Annotated in this window: 24 protein-coding genes; 12 read left to right on the top strand and 12 right to left on the bottom strand. The window is 39.5% G+C overall.

Annotation, left to right across the window (positions count from 1 at the left end; all coding sequences use genetic code 11):
* Positions 1-23: 23 nt before the first annotated feature.
* Both VMUT_RS09650 and VMUT_RS09645 read left to right on the top strand, forming a co-directional pair.
* A complete protein-coding gene (locus VMUT_RS09650; RefSeq protein ID WP_013605233.1) occupies positions 24-557 on the top strand; it encodes an LOG family protein in 534 nt (177 codons plus the stop codon).
* Positions 558-600: 43 nt separating this feature from the next.
* A complete protein-coding gene (locus VMUT_RS09645; protein WP_013605232.1) occupies positions 601-1,734 on the top strand; it encodes a PhoH family protein in 1,134 nt (377 codons plus the stop codon).
* A gap of 27 nt (positions 1,735-1,761) precedes the next feature.
* Here the strand turns inward: VMUT_RS09645 and hxlB are convergent, their stop codons facing one another.
* The gene (gene hxlB / locus VMUT_RS09640) at positions 1,762-2,376 is read right to left on the bottom strand and encodes a 6-phospho-3-hexuloisomerase (RefSeq protein WP_013605231.1); all 615 of its coding nucleotides are present in this window, start codon (positions 2,374-2,376) and stop codon (positions 1,762-1,764) included.
* A 168-nt stretch (positions 2,377-2,544) separates the two neighbouring features.
* Here hxlB and speD point away from each other — a divergent pair, with 168 nt between their 5' ends.
* A complete protein-coding gene (speD, locus tag VMUT_RS09635) occupies positions 2,545-2,985 on the top strand; it encodes an adenosylmethionine decarboxylase (protein ID WP_013605230.1) in 441 nt (146 codons plus the stop codon).
* Between the two features lie 30 nt (positions 2,986-3,015).
* Here the strand turns inward: speD and VMUT_RS09630 are convergent, their stop codons facing one another.
* Together VMUT_RS09630 and VMUT_RS09625 are read right to left on the bottom strand one after the other, a co-directional pair.
* Positions 3,016-5,124: an ATP-binding protein gene (locus VMUT_RS09630; protein ID WP_013605229.1), complete on the bottom strand. Its 2,109-nt coding sequence runs from the start codon at positions 5,122-5,124 to the stop codon at positions 3,016-3,018.
* Positions 5,114-6,832, bottom strand: a complete 1,719-nt coding sequence (locus VMUT_RS09625) for an ATP-binding protein (protein WP_048057010.1) — start codon at positions 6,830-6,832, stop codon at positions 5,114-5,116. The genes VMUT_RS09630 and VMUT_RS09625 overlap by 11 nt, the downstream gene beginning before the upstream one ends.
* Positions 6,833-7,149: 317 nt before the next feature.
* Between VMUT_RS09625 and VMUT_RS09620 the strand changes: the two genes are divergently transcribed.
* Positions 7,150-8,712: an N-6 DNA methylase gene (locus tag VMUT_RS09620; RefSeq protein ID WP_048057009.1), complete on the top strand. Its 1,563-nt coding sequence runs from the start codon at positions 7,150-7,152 to the stop codon at positions 8,710-8,712.
* Between the two features lie 564 nt (positions 8,713-9,276).
* Here VMUT_RS09620 and VMUT_RS09615 read toward each other — a convergent pair.
* Positions 9,277-9,795, bottom strand: a complete 519-nt coding sequence (locus tag VMUT_RS09615; protein ID WP_013605226.1) for an archaemetzincin family Zn-dependent metalloprotease — start codon at positions 9,793-9,795, stop codon at positions 9,277-9,279.
* A gap of 135 nt (positions 9,796-9,930) precedes the next feature.
* Entirely contained in the window at positions 9,931-10,692 is a 762-nt protein-coding gene (gene cobA / locus VMUT_RS09610; RefSeq protein ID WP_013605225.1) for a uroporphyrinogen-III C-methyltransferase, read from the bottom strand.
* A gap of 31 nt (positions 10,693-10,723) precedes the next feature.
* Between cobA and VMUT_RS09605 the strand changes: the two genes are divergently transcribed.
* On the top strand, positions 10,724-11,176 hold the full coding sequence (locus tag VMUT_RS09605) for a 6-pyruvoyl trahydropterin synthase family protein (RefSeq protein ID WP_013605224.1): 453 nt from the start codon (positions 10,724-10,726) through the stop codon (positions 11,174-11,176).
* 46 nt (positions 11,177-11,222) lie between these two features.
* Here VMUT_RS09605 and VMUT_RS09600 read toward each other — a convergent pair whose 3' ends face one another.
* Both VMUT_RS09600 and VMUT_RS09595 read right to left on the bottom strand, forming a co-directional pair.
* A complete protein-coding gene (locus VMUT_RS09600; protein ID WP_013605223.1) occupies positions 11,223-12,548 on the bottom strand; it encodes a vWA domain-containing protein in 1,326 nt (441 codons plus the stop codon).
* Positions 12,549-12,609: 61 nt separating this feature from the next.
* Positions 12,610-13,695 carry a hypothetical protein gene (locus tag VMUT_RS09595; protein WP_013605222.1) on the bottom strand — a complete coding sequence of 362 codons (1,086 nt, stop codon included), beginning with the start codon at positions 13,693-13,695 and terminating at the stop codon, positions 12,610-12,612.
* A 45-nt stretch (positions 13,696-13,740) separates the two neighbouring features.
* On the opposite strand from VMUT_RS09595, the gene VMUT_RS09590 reads away from it, so the two are divergent.
* Positions 13,741-14,907 (top strand): amidohydrolase family protein, encoded by a 1,167-nt coding sequence (locus tag VMUT_RS09590; RefSeq protein WP_013605221.1) that lies wholly within the window; start codon positions 13,741-13,743, stop codon positions 14,905-14,907.
* Positions 14,908-14,935: 28 nt separating this feature from the next.
* Here VMUT_RS09590 and VMUT_RS09585 read toward each other — a convergent pair whose 3' ends face one another.
* Positions 14,936-16,684: a glycoside hydrolase family 57 protein gene (locus VMUT_RS09585; RefSeq protein ID WP_013605220.1), complete on the bottom strand. Its 1,749-nt coding sequence runs from the start codon at positions 16,682-16,684 to the stop codon at positions 14,936-14,938.
* 111 nt (positions 16,685-16,795) lie between these two features.
* Between VMUT_RS09585 and VMUT_RS09580 the strand changes: the two genes are divergently transcribed.
* The 3 genes from VMUT_RS09580 to cobB all read left to right on the top strand — a co-directional run bounded on the left by VMUT_RS09580 (position 16,796) and on the right by cobB (position 18,649).
* The gene (locus tag VMUT_RS09580) at positions 16,796-17,035 is read left to right on the top strand and encodes a hypothetical protein (RefSeq protein WP_013605219.1); all 240 of its coding nucleotides are present in this window, start codon (positions 16,796-16,798) and stop codon (positions 17,033-17,035) included.
* Positions 17,036-17,040: 5 nt separating this feature from the next.
* Entirely contained in the window at positions 17,041-17,628 is a 588-nt protein-coding gene (locus VMUT_RS09575) for a glycosyltransferase (RefSeq protein WP_013605218.1), read from the top strand.
* A 247-nt stretch (positions 17,629-17,875) separates the two neighbouring features.
* A complete protein-coding gene (gene cobB, locus VMUT_RS09570) occupies positions 17,876-18,649 on the top strand; it encodes an NAD-dependent protein deacetylase (RefSeq protein WP_048057277.1) in 774 nt (257 codons plus the stop codon).
* 73 nt (positions 18,650-18,722) lie between these two features.
* Here the strand turns inward: cobB and VMUT_RS09565 are convergent, their stop codons facing one another.
* Together VMUT_RS09565 and metG are read right to left on the bottom strand one after the other, a co-directional pair.
* Entirely contained in the window at positions 18,723-19,907 is a 1,185-nt protein-coding gene (locus VMUT_RS09565; RefSeq protein ID WP_013605216.1) for a M16 family metallopeptidase, read from the bottom strand.
* 40 nt (positions 19,908-19,947) lie between these two features.
* On the bottom strand, positions 19,948-20,286 hold the full coding sequence (metG, locus tag VMUT_RS09560) for a methionine--tRNA ligase subunit beta (RefSeq protein ID WP_013605215.1): 339 nt from the start codon (positions 20,284-20,286) through the stop codon (positions 19,948-19,950).
* A 79-nt stretch (positions 20,287-20,365) separates the two neighbouring features.
* On the opposite strand from metG, the gene VMUT_RS09555 reads away from it, so the two are divergent.
* Positions 20,366-20,887 (top strand): DUF1947 domain-containing protein, encoded by a 522-nt coding sequence (locus VMUT_RS09555; protein WP_048057008.1) that lies wholly within the window; start codon positions 20,366-20,368, stop codon positions 20,885-20,887.
* Here VMUT_RS09555 and VMUT_RS09550 read toward each other — a convergent pair.
* Positions 20,870-21,601, bottom strand: a complete 732-nt coding sequence (locus tag VMUT_RS09550; RefSeq protein WP_013605213.1) for an RIO1 family regulatory kinase/ATPase domain-containing protein — start codon at positions 21,599-21,601, stop codon at positions 20,870-20,872. The two genes, VMUT_RS09555 and VMUT_RS09550, sit on opposite strands and share 18 nt — an antisense overlap.
* A 140-nt stretch (positions 21,602-21,741) precedes the next feature.
* Between VMUT_RS09550 and VMUT_RS09545 the strand changes: the two genes are divergently transcribed.
* Entirely contained in the window at positions 21,742-22,449 is a 708-nt protein-coding gene (locus tag VMUT_RS09545) for a hypothetical protein (protein ID WP_048057275.1), read from the top strand.
* On the opposite strand, the gene VMUT_RS09540 is transcribed toward VMUT_RS09545, so the two are convergent.
* Positions 22,446-22,646: a 4Fe-4S dicluster domain-containing protein gene (locus VMUT_RS09540; RefSeq protein ID WP_048057007.1), complete on the bottom strand. Its 201-nt coding sequence runs from the start codon at positions 22,644-22,646 to the stop codon at positions 22,446-22,448. The two genes, VMUT_RS09545 and VMUT_RS09540, sit on opposite strands and share 4 nt — an antisense overlap.
* A gap of 39 nt (positions 22,647-22,685) precedes the next feature.
* Between VMUT_RS09540 and proS the strand changes: the two genes are divergently transcribed.
* Positions 22,686-24,218, top strand: a complete 1,533-nt coding sequence (gene proS / locus VMUT_RS09535; RefSeq protein ID WP_013605211.1) for a proline--tRNA ligase — start codon at positions 22,686-22,688, stop codon at positions 24,216-24,218.
* Positions 24,219-24,236: the final 18 nt, after the last annotated feature.

Below are 24,236 nucleotides of genomic sequence, written 5' to 3'. Positions count from 1 at the left end.
AGTACTAGTCCAACGTAGTCATAATGCAGATAGCCATAGCAGCTCATTCTAGCCCTGTGGATCCGAAAAATGAAGCCATGGCTAGGGAATTCCTCAAGGAACTCCATTCCCAATGCCCATCAATCACATTATTACTTGGTGGCTATTGGGGATTCATGAAGTCCATAGTCGATGAAGCATTGAAGTTGAGCTTCAAAGTCGTTGTTATACTTCCCCTGGAGAGACATGATGTTGAGTTACCAAGTGATGCCATTAGGATTGACAGTGGGTGCGAGTTTAGGTGTAGGTCTGTCATAATGGTTAGGTCCAGCGATGCTCTTGTGGCGTTGGGTGGAGGCGCTGGCACAATTATTGAGGTATTACTTGCCTATGCAATGGGTAAGCCTGCATATGTTTTAACGGGAACAAACTTAAGCAGTGATAACCTGCCTAAGGCATTTCCTGAGTATATCGATGAGAGGAAAGTTATTAGGATTAGGTACTTTGACGACCCAGTCAAGCTCGCCAGGGAGATTTGCCGTGAGAGGATTACGCCTGTGAAGGCGGCGTTTGGTTAGCCACAAGTAAGGATTTAAAAACCCATTAATTAATCATGATACGATGTCATCATTACTAGATAAGATTAAGCCCATGAGTATTGGGCAAGAGAGGTTCCTGAACGCACTCAAGGACTCGAGGAACGAGATAGTGGGTGTTTTTGGACCAACAGGTACTGGCAAGAGCCTAATATCATGTGTGTATGGCATATCCTCAGTACTTGCAGGGACCTATAAGCGATTTATAATTGCTAGGCCCGTGGTTGATGTGAGTACGGGCAGGTCATTAACGCCTGAGGAACTCGGTGATCTATACTACAGAATTGCCTCGACTTATCTTGAGGACATTCTCGAGGGTTTAATGGATAGGGAGGAGATAACAAAGCTTCTCCAGGATGGTAGGGTTATGGTCACTGATGTATCCTACCTAAGGGGTAGGACTTTTGATGATTCATTAATATTCCTAGATGATGCCCAAAGCACCCAGCCTGAGAACGCGGCTGAGATTCTCATGAGGATTGGTAGGAATTCACGATTGATAATTGCGGGTGACCCAGTACTTCAGAGACCACTTGGTGTTGATAAGGACGGCGCGACATTACTTAGGGAGGTACTTCTTAATGAAGAAAATGCCGTTGTCATCGACCTTGGACTCAAGGACATAGTTAGACCAGGCGCGAAGAGGGGTGTTAAGGTGTCCTTTGAGTTAAGGATGAGAAGGAGGGAGTTAAGCAATGTGGAGAGACAAATACTTGACTTAATAAGAGTTCATGCACCTGATGCTGATGTGGTTACTGTTATCGAGTTCAAGCAGGATAAGGAAAATCTCGGCATTAAGAGTGAGAACGTACCTGACGCATTAATAATAGCTAAGGAGGGTCACCTTGGTAGGGTGGTTGGTAAGGGTGGTGAGAGGATTAAGGCGATTGAGGGTGAGAGCAACCTGAGGGTTAGGACCGTGGAGATGAACCTTAACTTCAGGGAGTGGATTAGGGCATTGCACCCGGTTGGCTGGATTGGTAAGCACATTGTCGATGTTGATTTTGCAGGTCCTGAACTCATGATTATTGTTAGGAGAAATGCCTTCGGAGCCTTCGTTGGCCAGAAGGGAGTTTATGTTAGACTGATTGATAGAGTATTTAAGCGCTTGGTAAATGTTGGTATTAGGGCTATGGAAAGCGAGGAGGAGTCAAGATAATAAAGAAGAATATAATAATTAATAATTTTAGGGTACCTCAATATTTGCATGTCTCATCCTTATCTCATCCTCCGTCTTTTTAAGCCTATACATTAACTCTGCGATTACTGCATCTAAGAGAACCATGGTTGTGTCCTCAAATAACGTTCCCAAGGGCGCCAGTGGTTCATGAAGACCAAGTATTTGCCTAGCGAAGTAATCATCCATCTTGGCTACCTTCGTCCTACCGGGCACCTGAACAACTAAATCTGCATAACTAGCCAGTGGTGAGTCTCTATAACTCGTTATTGCAATAATCATGGCCTTCATTCTCTTAGCTGCTTCAGCTGCGGCTACAACCATCGTCGTCGTACCACTACCTGAAATAGCAACCACGAGATCACCCTCGCCAACACTGGGTGTTATGGTCTCACCAAGTACGTAGGACCTAAAACCCAGGTGCATGAGCCTCATTGCGAATGCCCTACCCACAAGACCTGATCTACCAGCGCCGACGACGAGCACCTTCCTATCATTCTTATAAACATTTATTAGGGCGTTTATGAAGGACTCGACATCCTTAATATTAATGGCATTAAGGGCATTCAGAATAAAATTTCCAATTTCTACATACGCATTCTTAAAATAATTAAGCTCTTCCATTCAGCAAATAAATTACACTTGAAGTATTTAACACTTATCCCCAATAGAGTAGGCCGTGAGAACATAATGTATCACGAATTTCACTGATAATACCATTGACTTTTAGGGGGATATGTTTATATAGGGGTTGGGTACGCTTTATTCAAAAAACGTTCAATATAGGGGGAGATGACAGCCCAAACCTTAATAGAGTTGGGGGGTAGGGAAAGGAATGCATTGGTGTATGGAGTACACGTATATGGAAATCTATATGGCTGCAATAGAGAATTACTTAAGGATGAGATGTATTTACTAAAAATCGTTAGAGAGGCTGCAGATATTGCAGGTGCATTAGTAGTATCAACATTTTATTATAAATTTGGGGTTAATGGTGGAATTTCCGTAGTCGCCATTGTTGCCGAGAGCCATATATCAATCCATACCTGGCCTGAGCATGCCTATGCAACGGTTGACGTATACACCTGTGGTAATCATACAAATCCAATGGCCGCCTTTGAACATATAGCCAAGAACTTAAATGCTAAAAAGGTTGAGGTTTTTGTATCTGATCGGTCATATTACTTAAACAATAATGACAATAATGAACTTAATGGTGATGAAATGAGTTGAATATTACCCACTACGTACTCCCCCTCAAAATTACTCATTAGTTTTCTTCATTATTAATTCCCTAGGAACATAAAGCTGAGACACCCTAATAGACCTAGGCTCACCCTGGTGCAAAACTAAAGCCCTATATTGCCCACTCAATAACCATAGTGTGTCATCATTGTCCATGCCATTAATACTTGACGCTACATGAGAAACGTATTGCGAGTTCCCTGATAGAATAACTGTAGTACCTACATTCCCTAAAATACCCTCATTAAGGACATTGAGTGGCGGCTGCATCAATGCGAATAACGCTACACCGAATTTCCTCAACTCCCTAAACATCCTCTCCACAGGATCATCAACACCAAGCACCCTATATTCACTCGGTAACTTAAGCACATTATGAGCCTCATCAATAATTACTAAGTATTTCAATGGGCATGGTGGATTACGGCATTCAGAAACCGCTCTTCTAGTAACTGAAAGTAGTATGAGCATTGTTAAATACCTCAATAATTCATCGCTCAATATTGATTTCATTATGAAAATAATGTCATCATTAAGCAGATCATGTATATTAAGTAACATATTTCTACCAAAGTCATTGTAATAATTGATAATGGGCGCCAACGCATTATACAGGTTATAATATGCCTCCTTCAATATTATATTATTTGACAATTCCTCAAGCCGTTTCAGCAATTCATTAATGCTCGAAATTCCATCACCACCAATACCTGCCATACGTAATAATGCACCTTCGGTGCCTATTGAAAGCAGTGGATTTGACATTCGTATTGATTCAATTAATGCAGATAATTCATTTGTCACAACCCTGCTCTTACCTAAATCGATAATCCTTATACTAATCAACCTATTAAGGATGTTAGCATGCCCATGAGGGTCAATTATTATTAATCTAACATTACTCCCCAACCTCCGCTTGACCTGATAGGCAATACTCATGGCCAATGTGGTCTTTCCCGCGCCAGTCGGTCCTATTATCAAGGTGTGAGGACTCAACCCACTGAATGACCAATAAATATCTCTACCGTTAACGTCCTTACCAATTATGGCTAAACCGCGTTTCTCATTAATTAATTGAAGTGAGAATGGTGTGAGTGTTGCTAGGTTCAATTCCATGGACCATGCACGGCTATAATTAGCATTAAGAACCTTTGATATCGGCAATGATGGCACCCACCTCCACTTAAATGAGGAGTCAAACCTAGCGGTGCTAGCTAGATAGAGCGAGTATACATCCTCACCCTGCTGAATCCTTCTCAATGTAACCTCAAAATCCTTATAACTAAGGAAGTACCTAACGTGCCTAAGCATTAAGAATTTACTGTACACCCTACTAGCGGTGCTCTTAACCCAGTCCCTTAACTCATCATTACTCGATATCACTAGTAAAATACTTGCATGAGCATGGAAAATCCTGCTCCTAAAGCTTAATGCCTCAGCCTTGATCATCGTACTATCCATGACCATCGTAGCCCTTAGATCACGAACAACCTCATTGTTAAATTCTGCATTAATTACAAATTTCCTCCTCGATAAATCACCAATGGAGTAAATAGTATACAATATGGGAAATATAAGAAATACATAAGCCGAAACTGTAATTAGGAGCGGAATGAATAGGAGGAGGAGCGGAAGCCTAACTAATGACCTGCGCCTAACACGCAGCCTCAAAGCATTAGCCAACTCAAAACCATTAATTCTAACAACCTTAATATTTAATCGTTCAAGCTCAGTAAATAATTCCTGATAAGTATCCTTATCAATACCAATAATGTAATCACCACTCGACGACACTAGAATGATAATCCTATACTTTGAAAATAAGCGAATCAATGCACGAGCCCTAGCCAGTGCCTCCTCGAACGCAGAATCAAAGGTATAGGTCACACCCAATACCCTAAGACCCACCAACTCCCTGCCATTCACCATAATACCCGCCAGACTAATTCTCACAGATTCGATGGGATCACCATCATTAATAAACAACCTAACCTGCTCCCTAAATCCAACTAAGTCCTTAATCAAGATGAGGGGTATTAACGTGTTAATAATAATCAGGTAAACCCTATGGTCAATAAGGTAAGTAGTAACAGCGGCAATAATGACGATTATTAATTTACTCCTCACCAGTAATCACCCTAGAAAGCAGCCTGAAGTACTCGGGGTCCTTCTTAGCCGCCAATTGAATAATGGATTTGACATCATAACCCAACCTCCTGCCCAGCTCAATGACTTGGGGAATCAATACAGGACTTAGTGAACGCCCAAATTTCTTAATCATGGAATTAACATAATCCTGGTCATTAACGTTCTCAAGCAACCTCCTATAAATAATGCCTGAAGCAACTAAGTAGTTAATCCCTGGATTACCCATTATATATGCCTTAACGGTAATGTCATTACTATGGTAATAAAACTCGAGAGACTTCAATTTAATAACAATGTCCTTATCAATACCCAGCAAATCCGCAGCCTCAACTGCAGACTTACCATTCAATTTAAAGACCACGTAATGGCCGACAATGTCAAGCACATTCCTCTTAATATCAAGTGGATTCTGAGTCACGAGAACGAGCGTAGTGCTATCATGTCTACCCTCCCTAATCAACCTCTCAATAATCGACTCACCAACCACATACCTATTGAGAATTCTATGAGCTTCATCAATAACAATGAGGGAATTATTGAGCATACCACTGAGCACCTCGAGGAATGTTAGTGTAAATATTATCGCGGTAATCTGAGATACGAAGTAAAGTGGCGCCATGTTTATGACTAATAACCTGGACTGAATAGCACTCGTGCTTAGCACATTCCTCATGAGCGCAGTTATCATCACCTTCCTCAACCTACGCCTCACTGCAGAGATCGCGTTCAAATAATCATTCCTCCTCAACTCTTGCTCAAGATCATTCAACGCAATGTATAGATCCCTCAGGGTATTTCTATCGCCAAGTCTCTCAAAGGCCTTTTCAAGAACCTCTAACTGAATGAATGAGAATCCGCCATTATCGTTCTCGCCATACAGGAACGCAGCCGCTTGAATGGCCATTGCAAGTAGTTCACTAGCTCTATGCCGTGGTAGCGTCAGTGGATTAACCGCTATGTCTATGCCGGGTATGGCCACGTAACCGCGACCCATTAAGTATAGCGAGTATTCACCTGTTGGATCGAAGATTACGATCTTATTAAACATGCCTTTTTGGAGGGCATTGTTTATTAGTAATTTCACGAGCGTGGTTTTTCCCGAGCCTGTGGCGCCAAGCACTATCAAGTGTCTCGTGAGGTCTATATCTATTGGATAGTGTTTTGTCATGAACATATGCCCTGGCTTTGGTGACGGTTTGAGGGCTAGGTCTATGTTATCCCTGAGCTGCGGTAGAAATGCCTTATTATTGCATGAGAGTATGTCAGTTTTTCCATGGGTACTTCCTCTTAGGAATAATGAGTACCTCACTTGGTTATCGCCTAGCTTGCACATTGTTATTATAGTGGGTGTGGATACCTGAACCTCTGGTATTGCCTTGACCTTAACCTCCGAGAAACTCATCGATACATTGTCGATTACGCTAAGTGTTATTCCTGATGGTAGTGGTTCCACGTAATCAACCCACTTATTAAGCAAATGCCCTATCCTATCTCTATGTATACCAGTGAACAATGGGATGTGGGTTGGCGTATGTAGTATTATGGAGCTCACCTCATCCTTTATTACGGTAATCCTCAAACCATTGAGCACTTGCACTAGGTCCCAAGCATCAAGTTCCTTCTTGATGCGTAGACCGATGATTAACTTATTGCTTACCTTCAGTAGGTTCAAGCTCGAGCTCGACATCAATCGTCACCTCTTCCATATTTTGTTTCAATGATTTTACACTGGTAGTTACCGTGTTACTTTTTTCATTCCTACTAATACTTAATAGTAGTAACCAACTTAGGACCTTAATACCCATAGGATTTTGTATCTTCACAATTATTTTTGTTAAACTGCCCGTGTAATGATGATGCGCCTAATTTAGTGTTTAATGAGGAATATTAACCCTGAATATGAGGAAATGTGGTTAAATAATTGAGAGAAAAATACGTATTTCTCAACGGAAACTATAAAATCCAGGGATTTAAAATTAATAAAGTTATAAGGTGAGGAATCTAATGTATTTAATTGATGAGCAGTATGAGATTCAGAGGAGTGTAGATAGGAAGAGTACTTCGTCATATTATACAAGCCGTGATGGCTTAGCCGTAATTAGGAATTTTCTTAAGGAATTAAGTGAAGATTACAGAAAAAATATAATTGTTATGGATCCGTTCGCAGGCTCTGGCGCCACTCTCTCAGCTATTAATGACCTTATTAAGCCTAAGAAGGTAATAGCAATAGAGATCAACAAAGGACCTTGTGAGTTAACTCGTAAAATTTTATCCTCACTATATGATAATGTCGAAGTAGTATGTGGCGATACCTTTAAGATTGCATGGAGTTATAGGGCTGACCTCATTATTACGAACCCGCCCTTCGTTAGGTGGCACTTAGTTCGTAATAGAGATGAATTAATAAGGTTGATGGACTCAATGGGTTATGGTAAGCTTATTGTGAGAAGGGACCCTGGCCTTCACGTCCTTTCCTTCTTCTTGATAGACTACATACTTAAGGATGGTGGTTATGTAATCCTCGTGATACCTGCATCCACGTTCTATACAGAGCAGGGTAAAGGTGCTAAGAAATTACTAAAGTCGAGGTATGACGTGATTGGACTTGTGGAGAATAGGATTACCCCGTCATTTAGTGATGGTAGTGGCTTTAAGGAATTGATAATATTTGCCAGGAAGAAAAGCGGATTAATAGGCTTTATTGATGGCTCAAACGTAGAGACGGAGATTTACTATTATGAAGGAAAGTTAAGGAAAACTGGTACAATAAATCTGCAAAAGCTGCCTGCTTTTGCAGATAGGAATTGGCTCAGCCTATTTAATTATGAAAGAGCGAGCATGCTTATCTCAATTATAGAGAGAGCATTGGATAATGGCTTATTACGTTATTTAAATAAACATGAAATTGCCAGAGGCGTTGAGATGTATGGCCCGGACTTCTTCTTCATTCCTAATGCCCACTGGGCTATTGTGAGAGAGGATGAGTCATCAATTATTATAAGCAATAGGAGTAATGGTACAAAACTTGTAATACCCAGGAAATACTTGGTTAAGTGCTTAAGGAAGCCTGAGTATTACAATGATAATATTTATATAAGTGACCCTGAATATTACGTCTTAGCAATAACCGAGGAACCCAAGGGTGACTTAGGGAAATACGTAGAATGGGGCGAGGGCTTAAACATACCGGCTTTGAAGTTTGGGAGTAGGTGGTATCAGCATGTTTGGAGACAACTTCAGGTTAAGAAACCCCATGGATATATATTTATTCACGATAAGATAGATCTAGAGAGAAATAAGGTCATTGCCAATTATTCAGAAAGACCTTTATGTGCATCAAAGAACTTCTACGTAATAAAGACTAATAATCCATTAATTGCTGCTTGGTATAACTCATCAATATTTAAAGAAACAATAAAAGTATTTGGTAGGAGAATCTCAGAGACTTGGACAAGGCTGTTAGAAGATGACTACTTAGCTATTCCAGTGCCATCAAAGATTATGAATATAGATTTACGAAATGTAAACAATATTGATGAAGTAATAAATAAGTACTTAGGATTATAGAATTTAAACGATCTCAATCTTAAAGCAAACCTCCTTTTCTCTGAATACTCATGAAACTACCTATCTTAATAATTCCCTCATTAGAGAACTTTATTTCTTGGTTACTTAAAATCGTATTACTTCATCTATATTGAATAGGCAAGCGTTATTTTCCTTTCTATCCCATATTGCTAGAATCCTTAAGTCGTTTTCATCGTTAATGAATACCTATTTTATAATAGTATATAAATTAGACTTAAAATATTCCGAAATAATCTGTTGATCTTTAGGTAAAATAAATTGAGCATGAGGATTCTGTGCCTTTCGTAATATTGCATTCCGAAGAATGTTATAGATTTCATTAGACATATGCGATATCCTTTTACCCTAGGTATAACCTGTCTAATATAAGCAATCCTTTCGTACAATCATCACCGGAAGATATGTCGCCATAATTAACGAAGGTCTAATGAACCAAACTTTAATCTAAAATATTAAATTAATAAAGTATATAAAATAAATTAATAAATTAATGTAGAATACAAAATAATATAAAATAATAAGGTATATTTTTATATTATGCGGTCAGCGTAGTATTAATTGTAGTTTTGCCATGCATCTTTGGCAGAATCCTGGGCCTTTCCTATCTGTGTCTTCTATTGTGTTGCTGAAGTACATGACGCACCTTGGGTCTGTGCAGTGGTCTAGTCCGAAGGAGTGACCTAGTTCGTGGAGTACTTCCTTAAGTATTCTCAGTTGATAAAGTGATTGTTCTCCACGTAATCTCTTCGTGAATATCAGGGCCAGTGCTCCGCCTATCTTTGCGACCCCAAATACGAAGTTTAGTCCCTCCACATAACCATTGTCGTTGATCACAAGTACTATCTTGTCGAATCCCTCGTAATTCTTGACCCTGGGCTCCAAGTAATCAAGGAGCGCGTCGGCCCTTATTTGGCCCCTTCTGACGTCTCTGAACTGTGACTTCAATCCCTCAAAGTCCGTCCTCCTCATCTCAACCCGGACTAGGTCACTGAGATAATGCTCAACTTGCCTTGGGAAGTCACTTGGGAGTTCAACCTCCGTTAATACTAGTATCCTCTTCATAATTGAATTACCACTTTGTACCAATACTTTAATACATAACCTTAATGATTTAAGTCAGTATGGGCGCAAGTTCGTCATATCATTATCCGCCACGCTCGTGCTTCATCACTAGTAATTAGTCCATGGTGTCTCCTATTAAACGTTTAGCTCAAAGTTTGTTCCTACTGCCTTCATTGCTTTCAATCCTTCACGTACAACATCCCCAATTACTATTACTGAGGGGTTCTCAGCATTGACTTGTCCCGTGGCTAATTTAGTCACTGTCGTTATTATGATCTTGCTATTCTTCATGAAGGCTCTCGTTATTATTGCCACGTATGTATTAGGATTAATACCACCCTCGATCAACTCCCTGGCTATTTCATTAATTCTTGATGCACCCATTAAAACTACAATGGTATTCACAGCCTTGGCTAATTCCCTGAAGTTCACGAATGACCTGCCCTTTCTGGGATCCTCCACACCCGTCACTATGGCTACGGAGCTTGAGACACCACGTAATACGGGTGGTATTAAGTACGCCTCTGGCACTGCTATTGCTGATGTCACACCAGGAATGACCTCGCAGGGTATACCTTCATTTAATACGGCAGTACATTCTTCAAATCCTCGACCAAATAGGAATGCATCACCACCGTGAAGCCTAAGCACGATCTTACCATTACTTCCTTCATTTATCATAATCCTTATTATCTCGTCCTCCTCCATAACATGTCTTCCTGGCTCCTTACCTGCATAAATGAGCCTAGCATCTGAACGTGCATACCTCAGTGCAGACTTAGGTATTAACCTATCATATATAATAACATCTGCCATCTTTAATGCCTCAATGCACCTTAACGTGAGTAAACCCTCATCACCAGGTCCACCTCCGGCAATTATGACCTTACCAACCATCTTAGGTTAATTTATGGGGAAATGCATTTTTATGTGTATTATTGCTAGTACTGTGGTTGAGACTACCTGCCTATCCATGAGGTTCATGTTCTCTGGAGCTCATAGGGTTAGGTTTAGTGGTGTTTATGGAAACATCCATGGGCATAACTATGACATAACCATAAGACTATGTGTGAACGGTAGAAGAACACTGATTATGGATATTGATAAGGTTAGGCATGAGATTCAGGGCATAATTAGCGCCTTTGACGGTAAATACATTAAGTCAATGAATGAGGAGACTCGGGAATTAACACCCAACGAGTATGTCGAAATTCCCTGCATACCTGAGGGAGCTACTGGTGAATGCCTTGCTTGGTATCTAATGGATAAAGTCTTGGACGTGTTAAGAAATATGGGCATTAGTGAAATTACTGAGACTCAAGTTGTCGTATGCGATTCACCTATTAATTGTTTCGAGAGTTCGAGTCTACTTAGTACTTAATTACCAGTAATTATTAATAATTCCCACAAAGCACCAGTAAAAGGGACTAAATCTTCTTAATTGTATGGGATAGGCTTTCGCTCGTTAATTCCTGGATCTTTATTGTGTCTACATTCTCTTCAATAATACTATTTTCACCGCCAATTAATAATGCCTTAACTGACTTAAATACTGATTTAGCCCTGTTAAATACTGTTGGGTCGACATTATCGTCCTCACCATCAGTTATCACAACAAGTTTATATTCTCTCAATGATGACTTATCCAATGCATCCTGAACGGATACCCTCACGGCATTCGATATGTCAGTACCACCTAGTGGTATTAATGACAGCAGCATCCTTATGACATCCTTCTTATTAGTCAATATTGGGTATGCCTGCTGATCAAAGAACCTAACTGCTAGGCTTCCACCCTTCATTGCCAGTATTACGGCTAGGGCTGTTGCCCATGTTATTTTACTAATGGCACCAACCTCGAATATATTCACGTTAACTGTATAGAACATTGAACCACTCTTATCAATAAGCATATATATCTTGGGCTTCTTGATGGCTCTTCTTTCCCTGACTAGTACGTTGCCCATGGCTAGTCTATATGCAAAGACTGGTTTGGCGAATTTCATAAGCATTCTCTCGCTTGGTATCATGTCCTTAAGTTCCGAGGCCTTCGTCATCCGCTTAACACCGCCAATGGTACCAACACGCTCAGCATCAGTATCATCAACAGTATCCACAGTATATTTTGTATCCACGATTAACTTAATTAATGAGTTTAGCATTGAGATTAGCCTAAGCCTGTATGGGTCGATGTCTGTGCTTAATAATATGTCCGCTATTTCATGGCCTACGGAATCCCCAAAGAGCATCTTAACCTTATTAACGGTCTCACTAACCTTCTTCATACTACCGACGTAGAAGTTTATTAATGATCGAACCTCCCGCTCTAGGTTCATCCTACTCTCCCTGGAGGATGAATTCCTCCGATCCATTGCGGACTCGACCATTTGCCTAAAGGCCTCATTTCTATCCATCTTACTTAGTATGCTATTATACACCTTGAGTAGCTTTATTGCCATAACCCTGGATAACCTACCATTTAGCCTAGTTATTCTGGATACGTCATTATAAGTCTCACTCCTTATGTACGTGGAGACCACGAACCTCCATAGCGATGCCTCCATATCCTCATTCTCAACAGGCATTCTCATTATTGGCTGTCTATAGTGCACGTAGAATGAATCAGCAAGCACCTCCTGCTTCATCTTATCTATGTAACTTATTGACCGTTTACGGGCCTCAATAAGCACCTCCCTTATCCTATACCTAGTTAGTGGTTCCTCATAATCAACGTTAGCCAGTATGCCGGGCACTGATTAATGTATCGTTAGGTTATTAATAAAACTTATTTGTCAACTTACTAATAATGATTACCTATATATTATATAAATTCAGCATCAATTGCTCAAGTAATCCTCGTAATGTGTTGAAAGTTCTTTCATAACCCATATCAAGTACTAGGTAAGCAACTTTGTTAAGCATAACCATGGAGTAAATAGAGAAAAACCAATTTAGGAGCCTAACTCCTCTCGTCAGCACTTGAATACTTAGTAACTTATTACCCCTATGAATAACCTTAGCGATAATGTCACTATCCGATGAGTGATACGCAATCCTGGATGATGATAAATCCCTAAAGATAGGGATTAACTCATTCCTTGTTAAACCTATGGACAGAAAGGACCAATCCCTAGAGAAACCAAGTTCCAGGCGAGGCATTAGAGGCAATGAATCTATGATATCCAGGTCCTTCAATGCTAATAACTTGCCCATAATGATTAATTGATAATCCCTGTTAACGACATAGTCAGCACCACTTAAGGAATCTCTCATGGTGAATCCTTTACCGATGAATCGATTGTCCTCATTAATGGTATCTATTACGGGCTTAACAACCTCATAATTGGTAGTTAAACATACCTTGGTCTCACCAGCCCTATTAATTGGTATGGATTTGATGAGGTCATCATCCATTGCCAATGGTGAATTCGTAACTGCATACCCACCTAAATCAGCCATGAATAATAATATCTCAGTGTTTTTGCCAATGTCATTACCATTAACTAAGTAATAACCCTGTGAAAGAACGGTTCTATAAATACTTACACAATTACCTGGCTCCTTTATTGATAACTCAGAACCTATCACTACTCTATCATACCTATCCTTATGGTATTGTCCATCTAATGAACTTGCTAGTAATACATTGTTTCCCTTAATCATTACTGACTGAAGTCGTGTATTCACAACACTTATTCCAAGTAAATCCTCGAGATACTTCCTAGTGAATAACTTAATGGACTCCTTATTAACTATATCCAATAGCGCATGCGGTAGTAGGTCCATCACCTCAACATCACCCCTATTCTCAGTAAATACTGTTATCTCATGACCATTCTTGGCAAGGTACTGCGCATAAATGGCGGTTCCCGTATTTAAACCCACAATTGCTATTCTCATTAATTAAAGCATTAATTTTAATTTACTTAAACTGTACTTTCCTAAATGCGTAGACTAAGCATTAAGTCCTTAATAGCATTAGTGGATCAGGAATTAATTCCAATTAAGGATGCTGTTATCGATATATCTGATGATGAGGTGATTGGTATTGGGAAAATACCAGGTAGTAACAACGTTGTTGATTTGGGCAACGTAATACTAATGCCCCAATTAACCAATGCTCATATTCACGTACTTGATTACTTCTTAATGGACTTATTCAATAAGTATTATATTGATGATGTGGTGGGCGCACCATATGGCTTAAAGTATTATTATTTACGTAAGGCCAAGCCTGAGTCGTTAAGAAATGGTTTAGCTATGGTCTTTCGTAGAATTAGGAGTTACGGTATTGGATGTCTATTGTCAATTATTGAATACGGTAAGTCATTTACTGATATCGTTATTGAAGAGGCAAGGAGGGCGGGGTTATGTATCGTGCCCTTAGCCGAGCCCAGTGTATTTAGGACTTATGTTAGACCTAATGAGGAGGAGGATGTTAATGAGGAGTTTGAGGATGAAATAAAGTACTTTGTTGATAGAGGGTTTGGTATATCATTAATATCACCACTTAATTATACGATGGCTGAATTGAAAATAGCCTCAAAATTAGGTGGCTCACGCGGATTGCCCATAAGTACGCATGTATCTGAGACTGAGGATACATATTCTGATGGTGATTTAGATAGGGCATTATCCACATTAATGATTGGTAATACTGTATTTGTTCATTTAACGCAGTTGAATGATGGAGACATAATGAGGTTGCCCATGTTACCCGTGGTTACATGCCCAAGATCAAACATGGAGTTCACGGGAAAAATACCAAAAATAAGTACCATGATAAGGAGGGGCTTAAGACCACTGATTGGCACTGATAATGTAGCCTTGGTAGAGCCTGATCCTTGGGAAGAAATTAAATTAGTACGATTGCTAATGAGGGGTGAGGAATTACACTCTATAAATATTCTCAAGATGCTTACTTCATGGGCTTGGTCATGGGGCTTTGGCTATATTATGAGGGAGGGGGAATTAATGCGGGGCTTGGCTCTTCAAGTTGGTTATGAGGGTGTGGATATTAATTACGTGCATGATTATGTGATCACCAGGATTTCTAGCATGGATGTAGCATACATAATTAATGGATCTGAGATTCTTAAAGTTACAACTTAAAGCCTCGCCCTTTAGGGTGGGGAGGAGGTCATATAGCCTTACGTGTTATCTTAATTACCTTCATTATTGGTGTTCTTGTTTTTGGTGTTAATAATGATAGGTTTATGTTATTAAAACCATTAATCCTTATTGATTCTGAGAAGCCGGCCTTGACCTTAATATTATGTTCCATATACGTTTCCGGTAATTCAATACCCACTATTAAATTCGCATCCTTAATCCACCTGTTGTTAATTATAATCTCTATTTGATTGTTTCCTTGGCTAAACCTTATTACTAAGGCGTTGAGCGCGTTCTCGACTCTGCTTATTACGGAATAAGCCCACTCGCCAATATGGTTGATATTTATGAACTCAGCCCAATAATAATCACTATCTAATGTCATTGCAAGGGACATTCTTAATTCCTCATCATCACCAAAAACCTCCTCATATACTTTCCATTTATCAATTGCGACTTGAGCCATGGACCAAAGCCTTGACTGCATATCTGCCCTCTCACTAATCCACTTAGTCGGTGAGCCTAACCATGACGTTGTTGGTATCTCCTTAATCTCGTCATGGAATTCCTTAATAATTGACGGTCTAACGGGCATTATATAACCATCTAGCTTAGACTGTGATAGGTACATCATTATTCTTTCAAGAAGTAGTGCTGCATATGGATTTGGTGTTGGCAGTATCATCCAGTTCTCTCCATCTAATGCCATTGTTAGTACTCCATCCTTTACATAGTTAATCCTCATCATTAATTCCATGATTAATCTTCTTGCATTGACATCAGCCTCTTGAGCATTACTAGCCTTATTCAATTGAAAACTCAATAAGTCACTTAGTGCGGTATCCCTAAATAGTACTGTTAGACAATCATGCCTATAAATCCTATATAATGAGCTCTTATCCCTAATGGACTCGCCTAGATGATAAACACCATCAAGCACCGTATACTCAATACCCTCCTCGCACAATATGTTTTTCAACTTCTCAGAGAAATACAGCTCAGGCAGCCACATACCAACTGCCTTCACACCCAATACCTTCTCAGTAACCTCCTTACCTCTCCTCAATTCCCATCGTAATAAATCATCAATATCAAACCTCTCAATTAAGTAACCAGCTATTGGATGCGCAAGGAAGCTTGTTAAGATCTCTATAACACCATCATTAGCCAACTTAGAATATGTATTAATGGCCTCCTTAATTAGTGCTATTCTCGAGTCCCAGGTACCAATATACTCAATGAAATCCTTATTCTCAATGAAAGTACCATTACTTAATAAGTCATCCCACTGCCATAGTAGGCTTGGGCTTAGGTTATACGTTATGGATACCCTATACTTACTCGCAAACCTTGCATGTACTAGGTAGGGCCCCACGTTATACATTGGGTAGAACTCCGGCGCCCAAGTGTGTTGGAATGCCCAGGGACCGTGGTAAATACCGTTTGGGTATTTATGAATTGGTTGATGATTATGAAACACCAAGACGAACCTAATGGGTGTTTCTGGCTTCTCCATCACCATTATTGGAACCTTGCTTTCGGAACCACAACATTTAACGCCTATTTCATAAGTACCCTCAACACTTATCTTTATGTGATCCATAATTTCCGACTCAGGTGGTATTGCCTGCAATATGCGCTTAATTACTTCCTGCGAGTCCTTAATTACAGTTAATTCTACATCCTCCTTACTAGTTAATCCCCTTACTATTATATTAATGATTATATCCTCGTCAGGTTCGTAAAGCACCTTATTCGTTGTTAGCTCTATAGACACCGTTTTCACTGCGAGCTAATAATTATATAAGTACTTTTATATTTTCAATCCTTAATTCACGGACTAAGGATAGAGAAATTTATTAATAAGGAAATTGATCAATAACACTTTGTGGAAGCTAGCTATGAATCAAAGATAAGGAATATAATGCAGGTCCTTCATTCCCTAGCTGCCATTGATAAGGAAAGAGCTGTTAAACTCGAGGATTTAGCGAGAATAGTTGGTTTGAGAATTGATGAGGTTCGGAGTATTGTTGATAAACTTAAGGTGCTTGGTTACGTAAATACAATTAACGACTCGGTCCATCTAACATCAACTGCAATAATTAAATTAAGTAGTATTTACTGCTGAATAATGTGGTTAAGGTACTGCATATAAGTACAGAATACCCACCGTATAGGGTCATTGGAACATTAGCCTTCCAAATAAGAGATTTAGTCACTCAATTGTCTAATAAGTACGAAATATACCTAGTACACCCGGCTAATTTTGATGGTAGTTATATGGATGGTAATGTACATATATATACAGTGAGTGATAGTTGGTTTAGTGATGTCATTGCATACATGCACTTCCTACTCGTTGAAATACTATCCAGGATACCCTATGTAATACCCAGGGACCTAGATCTCGTACATGCGCATGAATGGATCGCGTCAGTAATAGCTAAGATCATTTCTCAAAGGCTTAGGGTACCCTACATAGTTAGTGCGTATTCTACAGAACCAATTAGGTCAGGTGGCGCCATGAGCCTACTAAGCCTAACGATAAGGGACTGGGAGAAATACGCCTTTTCATCGGCTAATTACGTAATTGCCCATAATAAGCCAACATTTGAATCCCTAAGGGATCATTACGGAATAAATGCCATAGAGATCAGGAACGTAAAGGATCTTGATAAAATCTATGATGAGTTAGGTCATGCAAAAACAAAACCTAAATAAGTCTAGGTTTATTTATACAATGATTAATTGACATTTAGTTAAACCGAACAACTAAAGAACAAAGGTAAATTATATGCCTTCATTAAATACTCAGAACCAACGCGTTCATCAATTATGTCAGGCCGTCGTCAGATCATCACACTAAAACACCTACTTTTATCCAATATAAAAGTACTCTCTTGACCTGGTGTTTATTGAGATTAATACTTATAATTGAGTAAGGTTATGTACTAAATAGTGATTGATAATGAGTGAGCATCAATGCAATACTGAGGATATTAAAAAGGCCGCTGACATATTAATTAATGCAAGGCATGCAATAGTCTTCACAGGCGCTGGTATATCCACCGAGTCAGGAATACCTGATTTTAGGGGCCCTCAGGGATTATGGAAACAATATAATCCTGAGATCGCATCAATTGATTATTTCCTGCAGAATCCAAAGGACTTTTGGTTGTTTTACAGGATGAGGATGAGTACGTTATTTGTGGCAAAACCAAACACTGCGCATTACGCGGTGGCTGAGCTTGAGAGGATGGGGATTATAAAGGCTATTATTACGCAAAATGTTGATGGACTTCATCAGGTGGCTGGTTCTAGGAATGTGATAGAGCTTCACGGCACCATGAAGAGGGCCGTATGCATTGCGTGTGGCCGCACCTATCCAATGGAGGTTGCTATTAGGAAGATAGATAGTGGGCAAATACCACCGCTTTGCGATGAGTGCGGTGGTATTCTTAAGCCTGACACCGTATTATTTGGAGAGCCTGTTAAGGATTTTGATAAGGCTAGGGAGTTAGCCCTAATGAGCGATGCCGTTTTGGTAGTTGGTTCTTCATTATCTGTTTATCCGGCCGCCTATATACCAATATTCGTTAAGGAGATGGGTGGTAAGGTGATAATTATAAATATGGAATCCACGGATCTTGATTATATTGCTGACGTAATTATACGGTGCAAGGCAGGAGATGCCATGGCACTATTACTTAAGGAGATTAAGGAAAAATCGGGAATACAATAATAATACTCTAATAATATTAATTAGCGCATTAATATGTGTACGTAAAGTTTACGTATACTGTAATACACTAATATTATAAAGGTATTATTGCAGACCATACACCATTAGTCATTAAGTTGCTCAATGAATCCCTGAAATAATTCTCAAGCCCCTTATTGAATCCCTCAATGTCATGATTCCCCAGCTTTAATTCCATATAACTCATGGACTCCGCCATTTGGGTTGGCCTACGTAAGTAATCACTTATTAGGTATTTAAGGTAGTTCATACGCTTATTTAAGTAGTGTTCATCCCTGAAGACATCATTAATATTTAATAAGGCATTGGTTAATTCCTCTTTCACAATGTCAATACTTCCCTCATTAACTGCCGATATTACTAATTGATAATAATACGTACCTGGTAAGTAATCCCTATCCATATCAATTGTGTATGTTAAGCCCTTATTCCTGAACCTAGACATTAAGTATGAGCTGAGTCCATTTACTAAATGAAATTCCAGTAATGATGATTTAATTGAGAGTAGGGACGGGTCCTCATTAACTACATTATATTGCCAGGAGTATGATAAGTAAGCCGATTCGATGGGCTTCCTAATAGTTATGGGTCCTCCCTTACCCATTGTTGGGACTTTCTTACGGCTTGATTTACCATCCCACTTATTGAATAGTTCCATTATTTCATTGGTTGGCATGTTTATGGAGCCAACAATGCTTATTACCATATTATCCGGTGTATAGTATGATTCCAGGAAATCCTCAAGGTCCTTAGTTGTCATTGATGAAATACTCTCCTCAGAACCAATGATGGGATACCCATAATCACTATCTCCAAACAATGCCCTGGGTCCTAGATCGTATATTAATGTACCTGGGTCATCATTCCTCATTTTTATCTCCGAGAGTATGACTTGTCTTTCCCTCTCGAAGTCCTCACTATTTACCTTCCTATTACTAAACATTTTATAAATAAGCCTTAGTAAATTCCTTAACTCACTTGGTATTACCTCGAATAGGTATATTGTGAGTGTTCGTTCAGTATATGCATCTGAAACGCCGCCTAACCCCTCTATCTCCAGGTCAATGTTTGGGTACGCCCTGTAAATAATGTGTTCAGCAAAGTGGCTTATGCCACGTAAATGTTCATTTTCGTAAATCGAACCTATGCCAACACCAACAGCTATGCCTATTGTTGGTAATTCAATCCTATTTATCAATAGCCTAAGTCCATTATCTAGCATGTAATACTCTATATTCACCGTTATCGATTTTAGCCTAGGAATTTTAAACAATACACCTCTAGCAAACTCTCTTGCCTATTTGTTCATCCTGTGGCTTATCGATTGTTATTATTGTTGGATTCTTCTCATCACATGATGCTAGTATCATTCCCTGACTCTCATAACCAAAGATCTTCCTACTCTCTAAATTCGTTATTACTACGACGTACTTATTAATTAAATCCTCGGGTTTATAGAACTCAGCAAGGCCCGTAATTATTTGTCTCCTTTCATCGCCAACATCCACAATAAGTCTCAATAACTTCCTTGAACCCTGAACCTTCTCTGCATGTATGACCTTACCAACCTTAAGCACGATCCTTTCGAACTCAGCCCTTGTTATTATTTCTGAAGACACATTACTTATGTTAAATACTTGCTATTAAATATTGAGTTACGTACTAAATACTTATTAATGAGCCTTGCAAATAATTACTGTGGTTAAGAGGTACTTTCTTAGTAATAAGGATATTAAGGAATTGAGCAATGCAGTTGGCGAGTTGGGGCCAATTTTCAGAAATGCTAAGAAGGTCGAGGTTTACGAATTAAATGAAACAACCACAGTATATTTAATAGATGATAAACCCCTAGTGGCAAAGTTAACAGTGAAAATAGACTCAGGCCAGAGGGAGTACGTAATCCCATTATTAACATACTTCTACCTTAATCCAACGTATATACCTAGTTATCCAACAATAACCGTTGATGATGGCGCAGTACCACACATAGTTAATGGAGCTGATGTAATGAGACCAGGAATAAAGGATATAAGTGGTGAGTTCGGCATTGGTGATTTACTAATGATTAAGGATCTCAAGGGCAGATATGTAGGCATTGGAATATCACTAATGACCTCGGATGAAATGAAGAGTACTACGAAGGGTAAGGTCATTAAAGTAATACATCATCTTGGCGACAAGCTATGGAATTTATCCCAAGAGTTACTTAAGGCTAAGTAACCTGAGTAATTGAATGAAGTCAGCATCACTTCTCGTGGATTTATACCTCCTAATTGTTTCACGTAATTCATAGAAATTAATGCTTATGCCCGTAACTGACCGTATACGATCCTGAACAAAGCCCCTACCCATTATTAATGCATTTAGTAATTGAGCAACATTACTAACCCTACTATTCAGACTGGCACTTTCGAAGTCAATTATGAAGGCCTTACCGCCACTAATGACTATGTGGTCCTGGGGCCTACTTAGCTCATTATGCGCTAGTCCTATGGAGTCTAGCCTACGGCATTGCCAAAGAAGATCCTTAAGAACTTCCTTCAACTCCATTGGATCTGCTATAATTACGTACTTCTGTATTGGTGCACCATTTATCAATTCCATGATTAATACATTACTTGCATACCCAATTAACCTTGGTCCAACACCTATGGAATTAGCAAGTCTTAGGTAATTACCCTCATTCAGTAGATTTGGCCTTGATGAATCAAAACGCCTAATCTTACAGGCGTAGTAATCATTACCAACACGGCACTTAAACACAAGGCTATTCTGGCCCTTACCCAATAGTCTAAAGCCCATGAACTCAACAGTACCATCACTAAGGATCTCCGTCACACCTAGTCTCGATAATTCACTTAGTACTGAACCTACGTAACTCCTTGGGCAATTAATGCGTTCGCATATCTTGATAAAGGTCTCGTAATTGCTCATCAAAAATAACTTAATTAATGCATTAATATAAACAAACCTGGTTGATGAAGAAACAGGCCTCTGAGGTAGTAATGATGAGGAACTCGGGTATTCCTGAATGATAACTCCTTATATAGCAATGAGTGTTAATAGTATTAATAATGGGTTTGATGATCTTTGCCCCCAATATTGAGGCATCAATCCCCATGCTTAAAAGCATACTTCCAATAGTTATTAAACGCTTTAGACGCTTATCATTACCACTACCCCAGGAATATTGTAGATTAGCTATAATGAACCCTAACGATGCAGTTAGACTTCTTATGGAGTTCGGTGATTCATTTGTTAGACTTTGGGGTTGGGTATCTGACTTCCTAAGGGTAATAATGGTCTTTGAACCATCAGCAGTAATTTATTGCTATGAAAATATCGACAGACTTAAAAGAACTATGAATATCAGTATTGATATTGCTAGATTAATAATTAAGTATAGGCTTAGTGATAAAATTAACTATGATGAATGGCTAAGATTATCTAGAAATTTAGTTAGGGTTGGTTCCTCGGTTCTTCACCAACAGTCCGTTATCGTGTTTGACAATTATGTTCAATTTATAGAGAACTTACCTAACTCAACTGACATAATATTACTGGGCCCCTTAATACCAACACCCATTGACCTACTGGCTCTCATATCAAGCAGAAAACTGGGTAATGATTACCTACCTAGAACCGTGGATTACATCATTAAGTATATTGGAGATTACATCGTCACGAGTAGGGATTTAACAGAGGCGTTCTTACGTCTTATTAATGATAACGAGTATATAAATTTCGTAAAATCAACAGGTCTACCTATGATATTGAGTTAGGATTGGATTGGTATTACCTTAATTGATGAGTATGGGCAATTATTTTGGCAGGAAAAGCATCCTGAGCATAATGACTCATTTAGTACAGAGGCCCTTTCTCTTAACTTACCGGTCAAAACGCCCTTGGGGCATATGGTCCAGCATATTCCACAGCCAATGCAATTACTTAGTACCTCAATCTTTAATCTAAATGTCATTAGGGCTTTATCACGTATTAGTTTAAATAGTTAAATATTATGCAGCATTCTCAGGAACACAATGTTTTTAAGACCTTTCTTAAACAGCAACGGGGGATCTTTATTGCCAAGCTACAACTCATCAAGCCTGGAGAGAAGAGACCTAGAGAGAAGTGGAAGGACTTTACTGACTGGTTTAACTGGGTCATAATGGAGACGGAACTTTATGATTATAGATACCCAGTAAAGGGTGCGTATGTTTGGAGACCATATGGCATGAAGATCAGGAGATTAGTAGAGACTTACGTCAGATTCCTACACGATGAGACAGGGCATCAGGAGGTATTATTCCCTGTATTCATACCTTATGAATTTCTCGCAAAGGAAAGCGAACACATTAGGGGCTTTGAAAGCGAGGTCTTCTGGGTTAGTAAGGGTGGTGCTAATGAGGAGAGACTCGTGTTAAGACCGACAAGTGAGACGGCAATGATGCCCATGTTTAAGCTATGGATTAAGGACCACACAGACCTGCCCTTCAGGGTTTACCAAATAGTAAGTGTGTTCAGGGCTGAGACGAAGGCCACTAGACCCATGATTAGGCTTAGGGAGATATCGATGTTTAAGGAGGCTCACACAGCACATGCAGACAGGGAGGATGCAGAAAGACAGGTTAGGGAAGCTGTGGAGATCTATAAGAAGATATTTGATTACCTCGGTATACCATACCTAATTAATCAAAGGCCTGAGTGGGATAAATTCGCGGGTGCTGTTTATACCATGGCATTTGATACCGTGATGCCTGATGGAAAGACAATGCAAATAGGCACTGTTCATTATTTGGGCACGAACTTCTCTAAGGTTTTTGATGTTAAATATCTAACGCCAAATGGTGATTGGGACTATGTCCACACCACGAGTTATGGGATTTCCGAGAGAGTTATTGCAGCTATGATTGCTATGCACGGTGATGATAAGGGTCTTGTACTACCGCCAAACGTAGCGCCTATACAGGTTATTATAATTCCCATAATGTACAAGGGAACAGAGGAAATAATCCTAAGGGAGACCAGGTCCATACAGGAGGAACTCAGTAATGTGGGCATTAGGGTTAAGATAGATGATAGGACTGATAGAACGCCGGGTTGGAAGTACAATTATTGGGAGATGTTGGGTGTACCGCTCAGGATAGAGATTGGGCCTAAGGATATCGAGAATAGGCAAGTGGTACTGGCTAGGAGGGATACACTGGAGAAGTACGTTGCTCCACGTGATGGCATCGTTGACACGGTAAGGGAATTATTGAACACAATAAATGATAATCTGAGGAACACGGCATGGGAGTTCCTTAGGTCCATGACTACCAAGGTTACTACAGTGGATGAGGCTAGGAAGTGGCTTGATAGGGGTGGTGTTGTTGAGGTTCCCTGGAGTGGTGATAATGATTGCGGAATGAAGATTCAGCAATTACTTGATGCTGATGCATTGGGTGTGCCTTTAGATAAGGATGCGAGTAGGGATATTAATGGCTTAAGGGATTTAGCATGTAATGATAAGCAGGCGAACTACTGGTTGAGAATCGCAAGGAGATATTAAATCAAAACCTTTAATAAA

The sequence above is a fragment of the Vulcanisaeta moutnovskia 768-28 genome, assembly GCF_000190315.1.
GTDB lineage: Archaea > Thermoproteota > Thermoprotei > Thermoproteales > Thermocladiaceae > Vulcanisaeta > Vulcanisaeta moutnovskia.
This window is presented reverse-complemented; position numbering and strand designations above follow the sequence as displayed.

Excerpts from the sequence above, each read along its gene's own strand:
- VMUT_RS09545 (WP_048057275.1), top strand. The coding sequence starts at position 21,742 with ATGGGTTTGATGATCTTTGCCCCCAATATTGAGGCATCAATCCCCATG.
- VMUT_RS09540 (WP_048057007.1), bottom strand. The coding sequence starts at position 22,646 with ATGACATTTAGATTAAAGATTGAGGTACTAAGTAATTGCATTGGCTGT.
- VMUT_RS09620 (WP_048057009.1), top strand. The coding sequence starts at position 7,150 with ATGTATTTAATTGATGAGCAGTATGAGATTCAGAGGAGTGTAGATAGG.
- hxlB (WP_013605231.1), bottom strand. The coding sequence starts at position 2,376 with ATGGAAGAGCTTAATTATTTTAAGAATGCGTATGTAGAAATTGGAAAT.
- proS (WP_013605211.1), top strand. The coding sequence starts at position 22,686 with ATGCAGCATTCTCAGGAACACAATGTTTTTAAGACCTTTCTTAAACAG.
- speD (WP_013605230.1), top strand. The coding sequence starts at position 2,545 with ATGACAGCCCAAACCTTAATAGAGTTGGGGGGTAGGGAAAGGAATGCA.
- VMUT_RS09625 (WP_048057010.1), bottom strand. The coding sequence starts at position 6,832 with ATGTCGAGCTCGAGCTTGAACCTACTGAAGGTAAGCAATAAGTTAATC.
- VMUT_RS09650 (WP_013605233.1), top strand. The coding sequence starts at position 24 with ATGCAGATAGCCATAGCAGCTCATTCTAGCCCTGTGGATCCGAAAAAT.
- VMUT_RS09605 (WP_013605224.1), top strand. The coding sequence starts at position 10,724 with ATGTGTATTATTGCTAGTACTGTGGTTGAGACTACCTGCCTATCCATG.
- VMUT_RS09590 (WP_013605221.1), top strand. The coding sequence starts at position 13,741 with ATGCGTAGACTAAGCATTAAGTCCTTAATAGCATTAGTGGATCAGGAA.
- VMUT_RS09550 (WP_013605213.1), bottom strand. The coding sequence starts at position 21,601 with ATGAGCAATTACGAGACCTTTATCAAGATATGCGAACGCATTAATTGC.
- cobB (WP_048057277.1), top strand. The coding sequence starts at position 17,876 with ATGAGTGAGCATCAATGCAATACTGAGGATATTAAAAAGGCCGCTGAC.
- VMUT_RS09645 (WP_013605232.1), top strand. The coding sequence starts at position 601 with ATGTCATCATTACTAGATAAGATTAAGCCCATGAGTATTGGGCAAGAG.
- VMUT_RS09595 (WP_013605222.1), bottom strand. The coding sequence starts at position 13,695 with ATGAGAATAGCAATTGTGGGTTTAAATACGGGAACCGCCATTTATGCG.
- cobA (WP_013605225.1), bottom strand. The coding sequence starts at position 10,692 with ATGGTTGGTAAGGTCATAATTGCCGGAGGTGGACCTGGTGATGAGGGT.
- VMUT_RS09615 (WP_013605226.1), bottom strand. The coding sequence starts at position 9,795 with ATGAAGAGGATACTAGTATTAACGGAGGTTGAACTCCCAAGTGACTTC.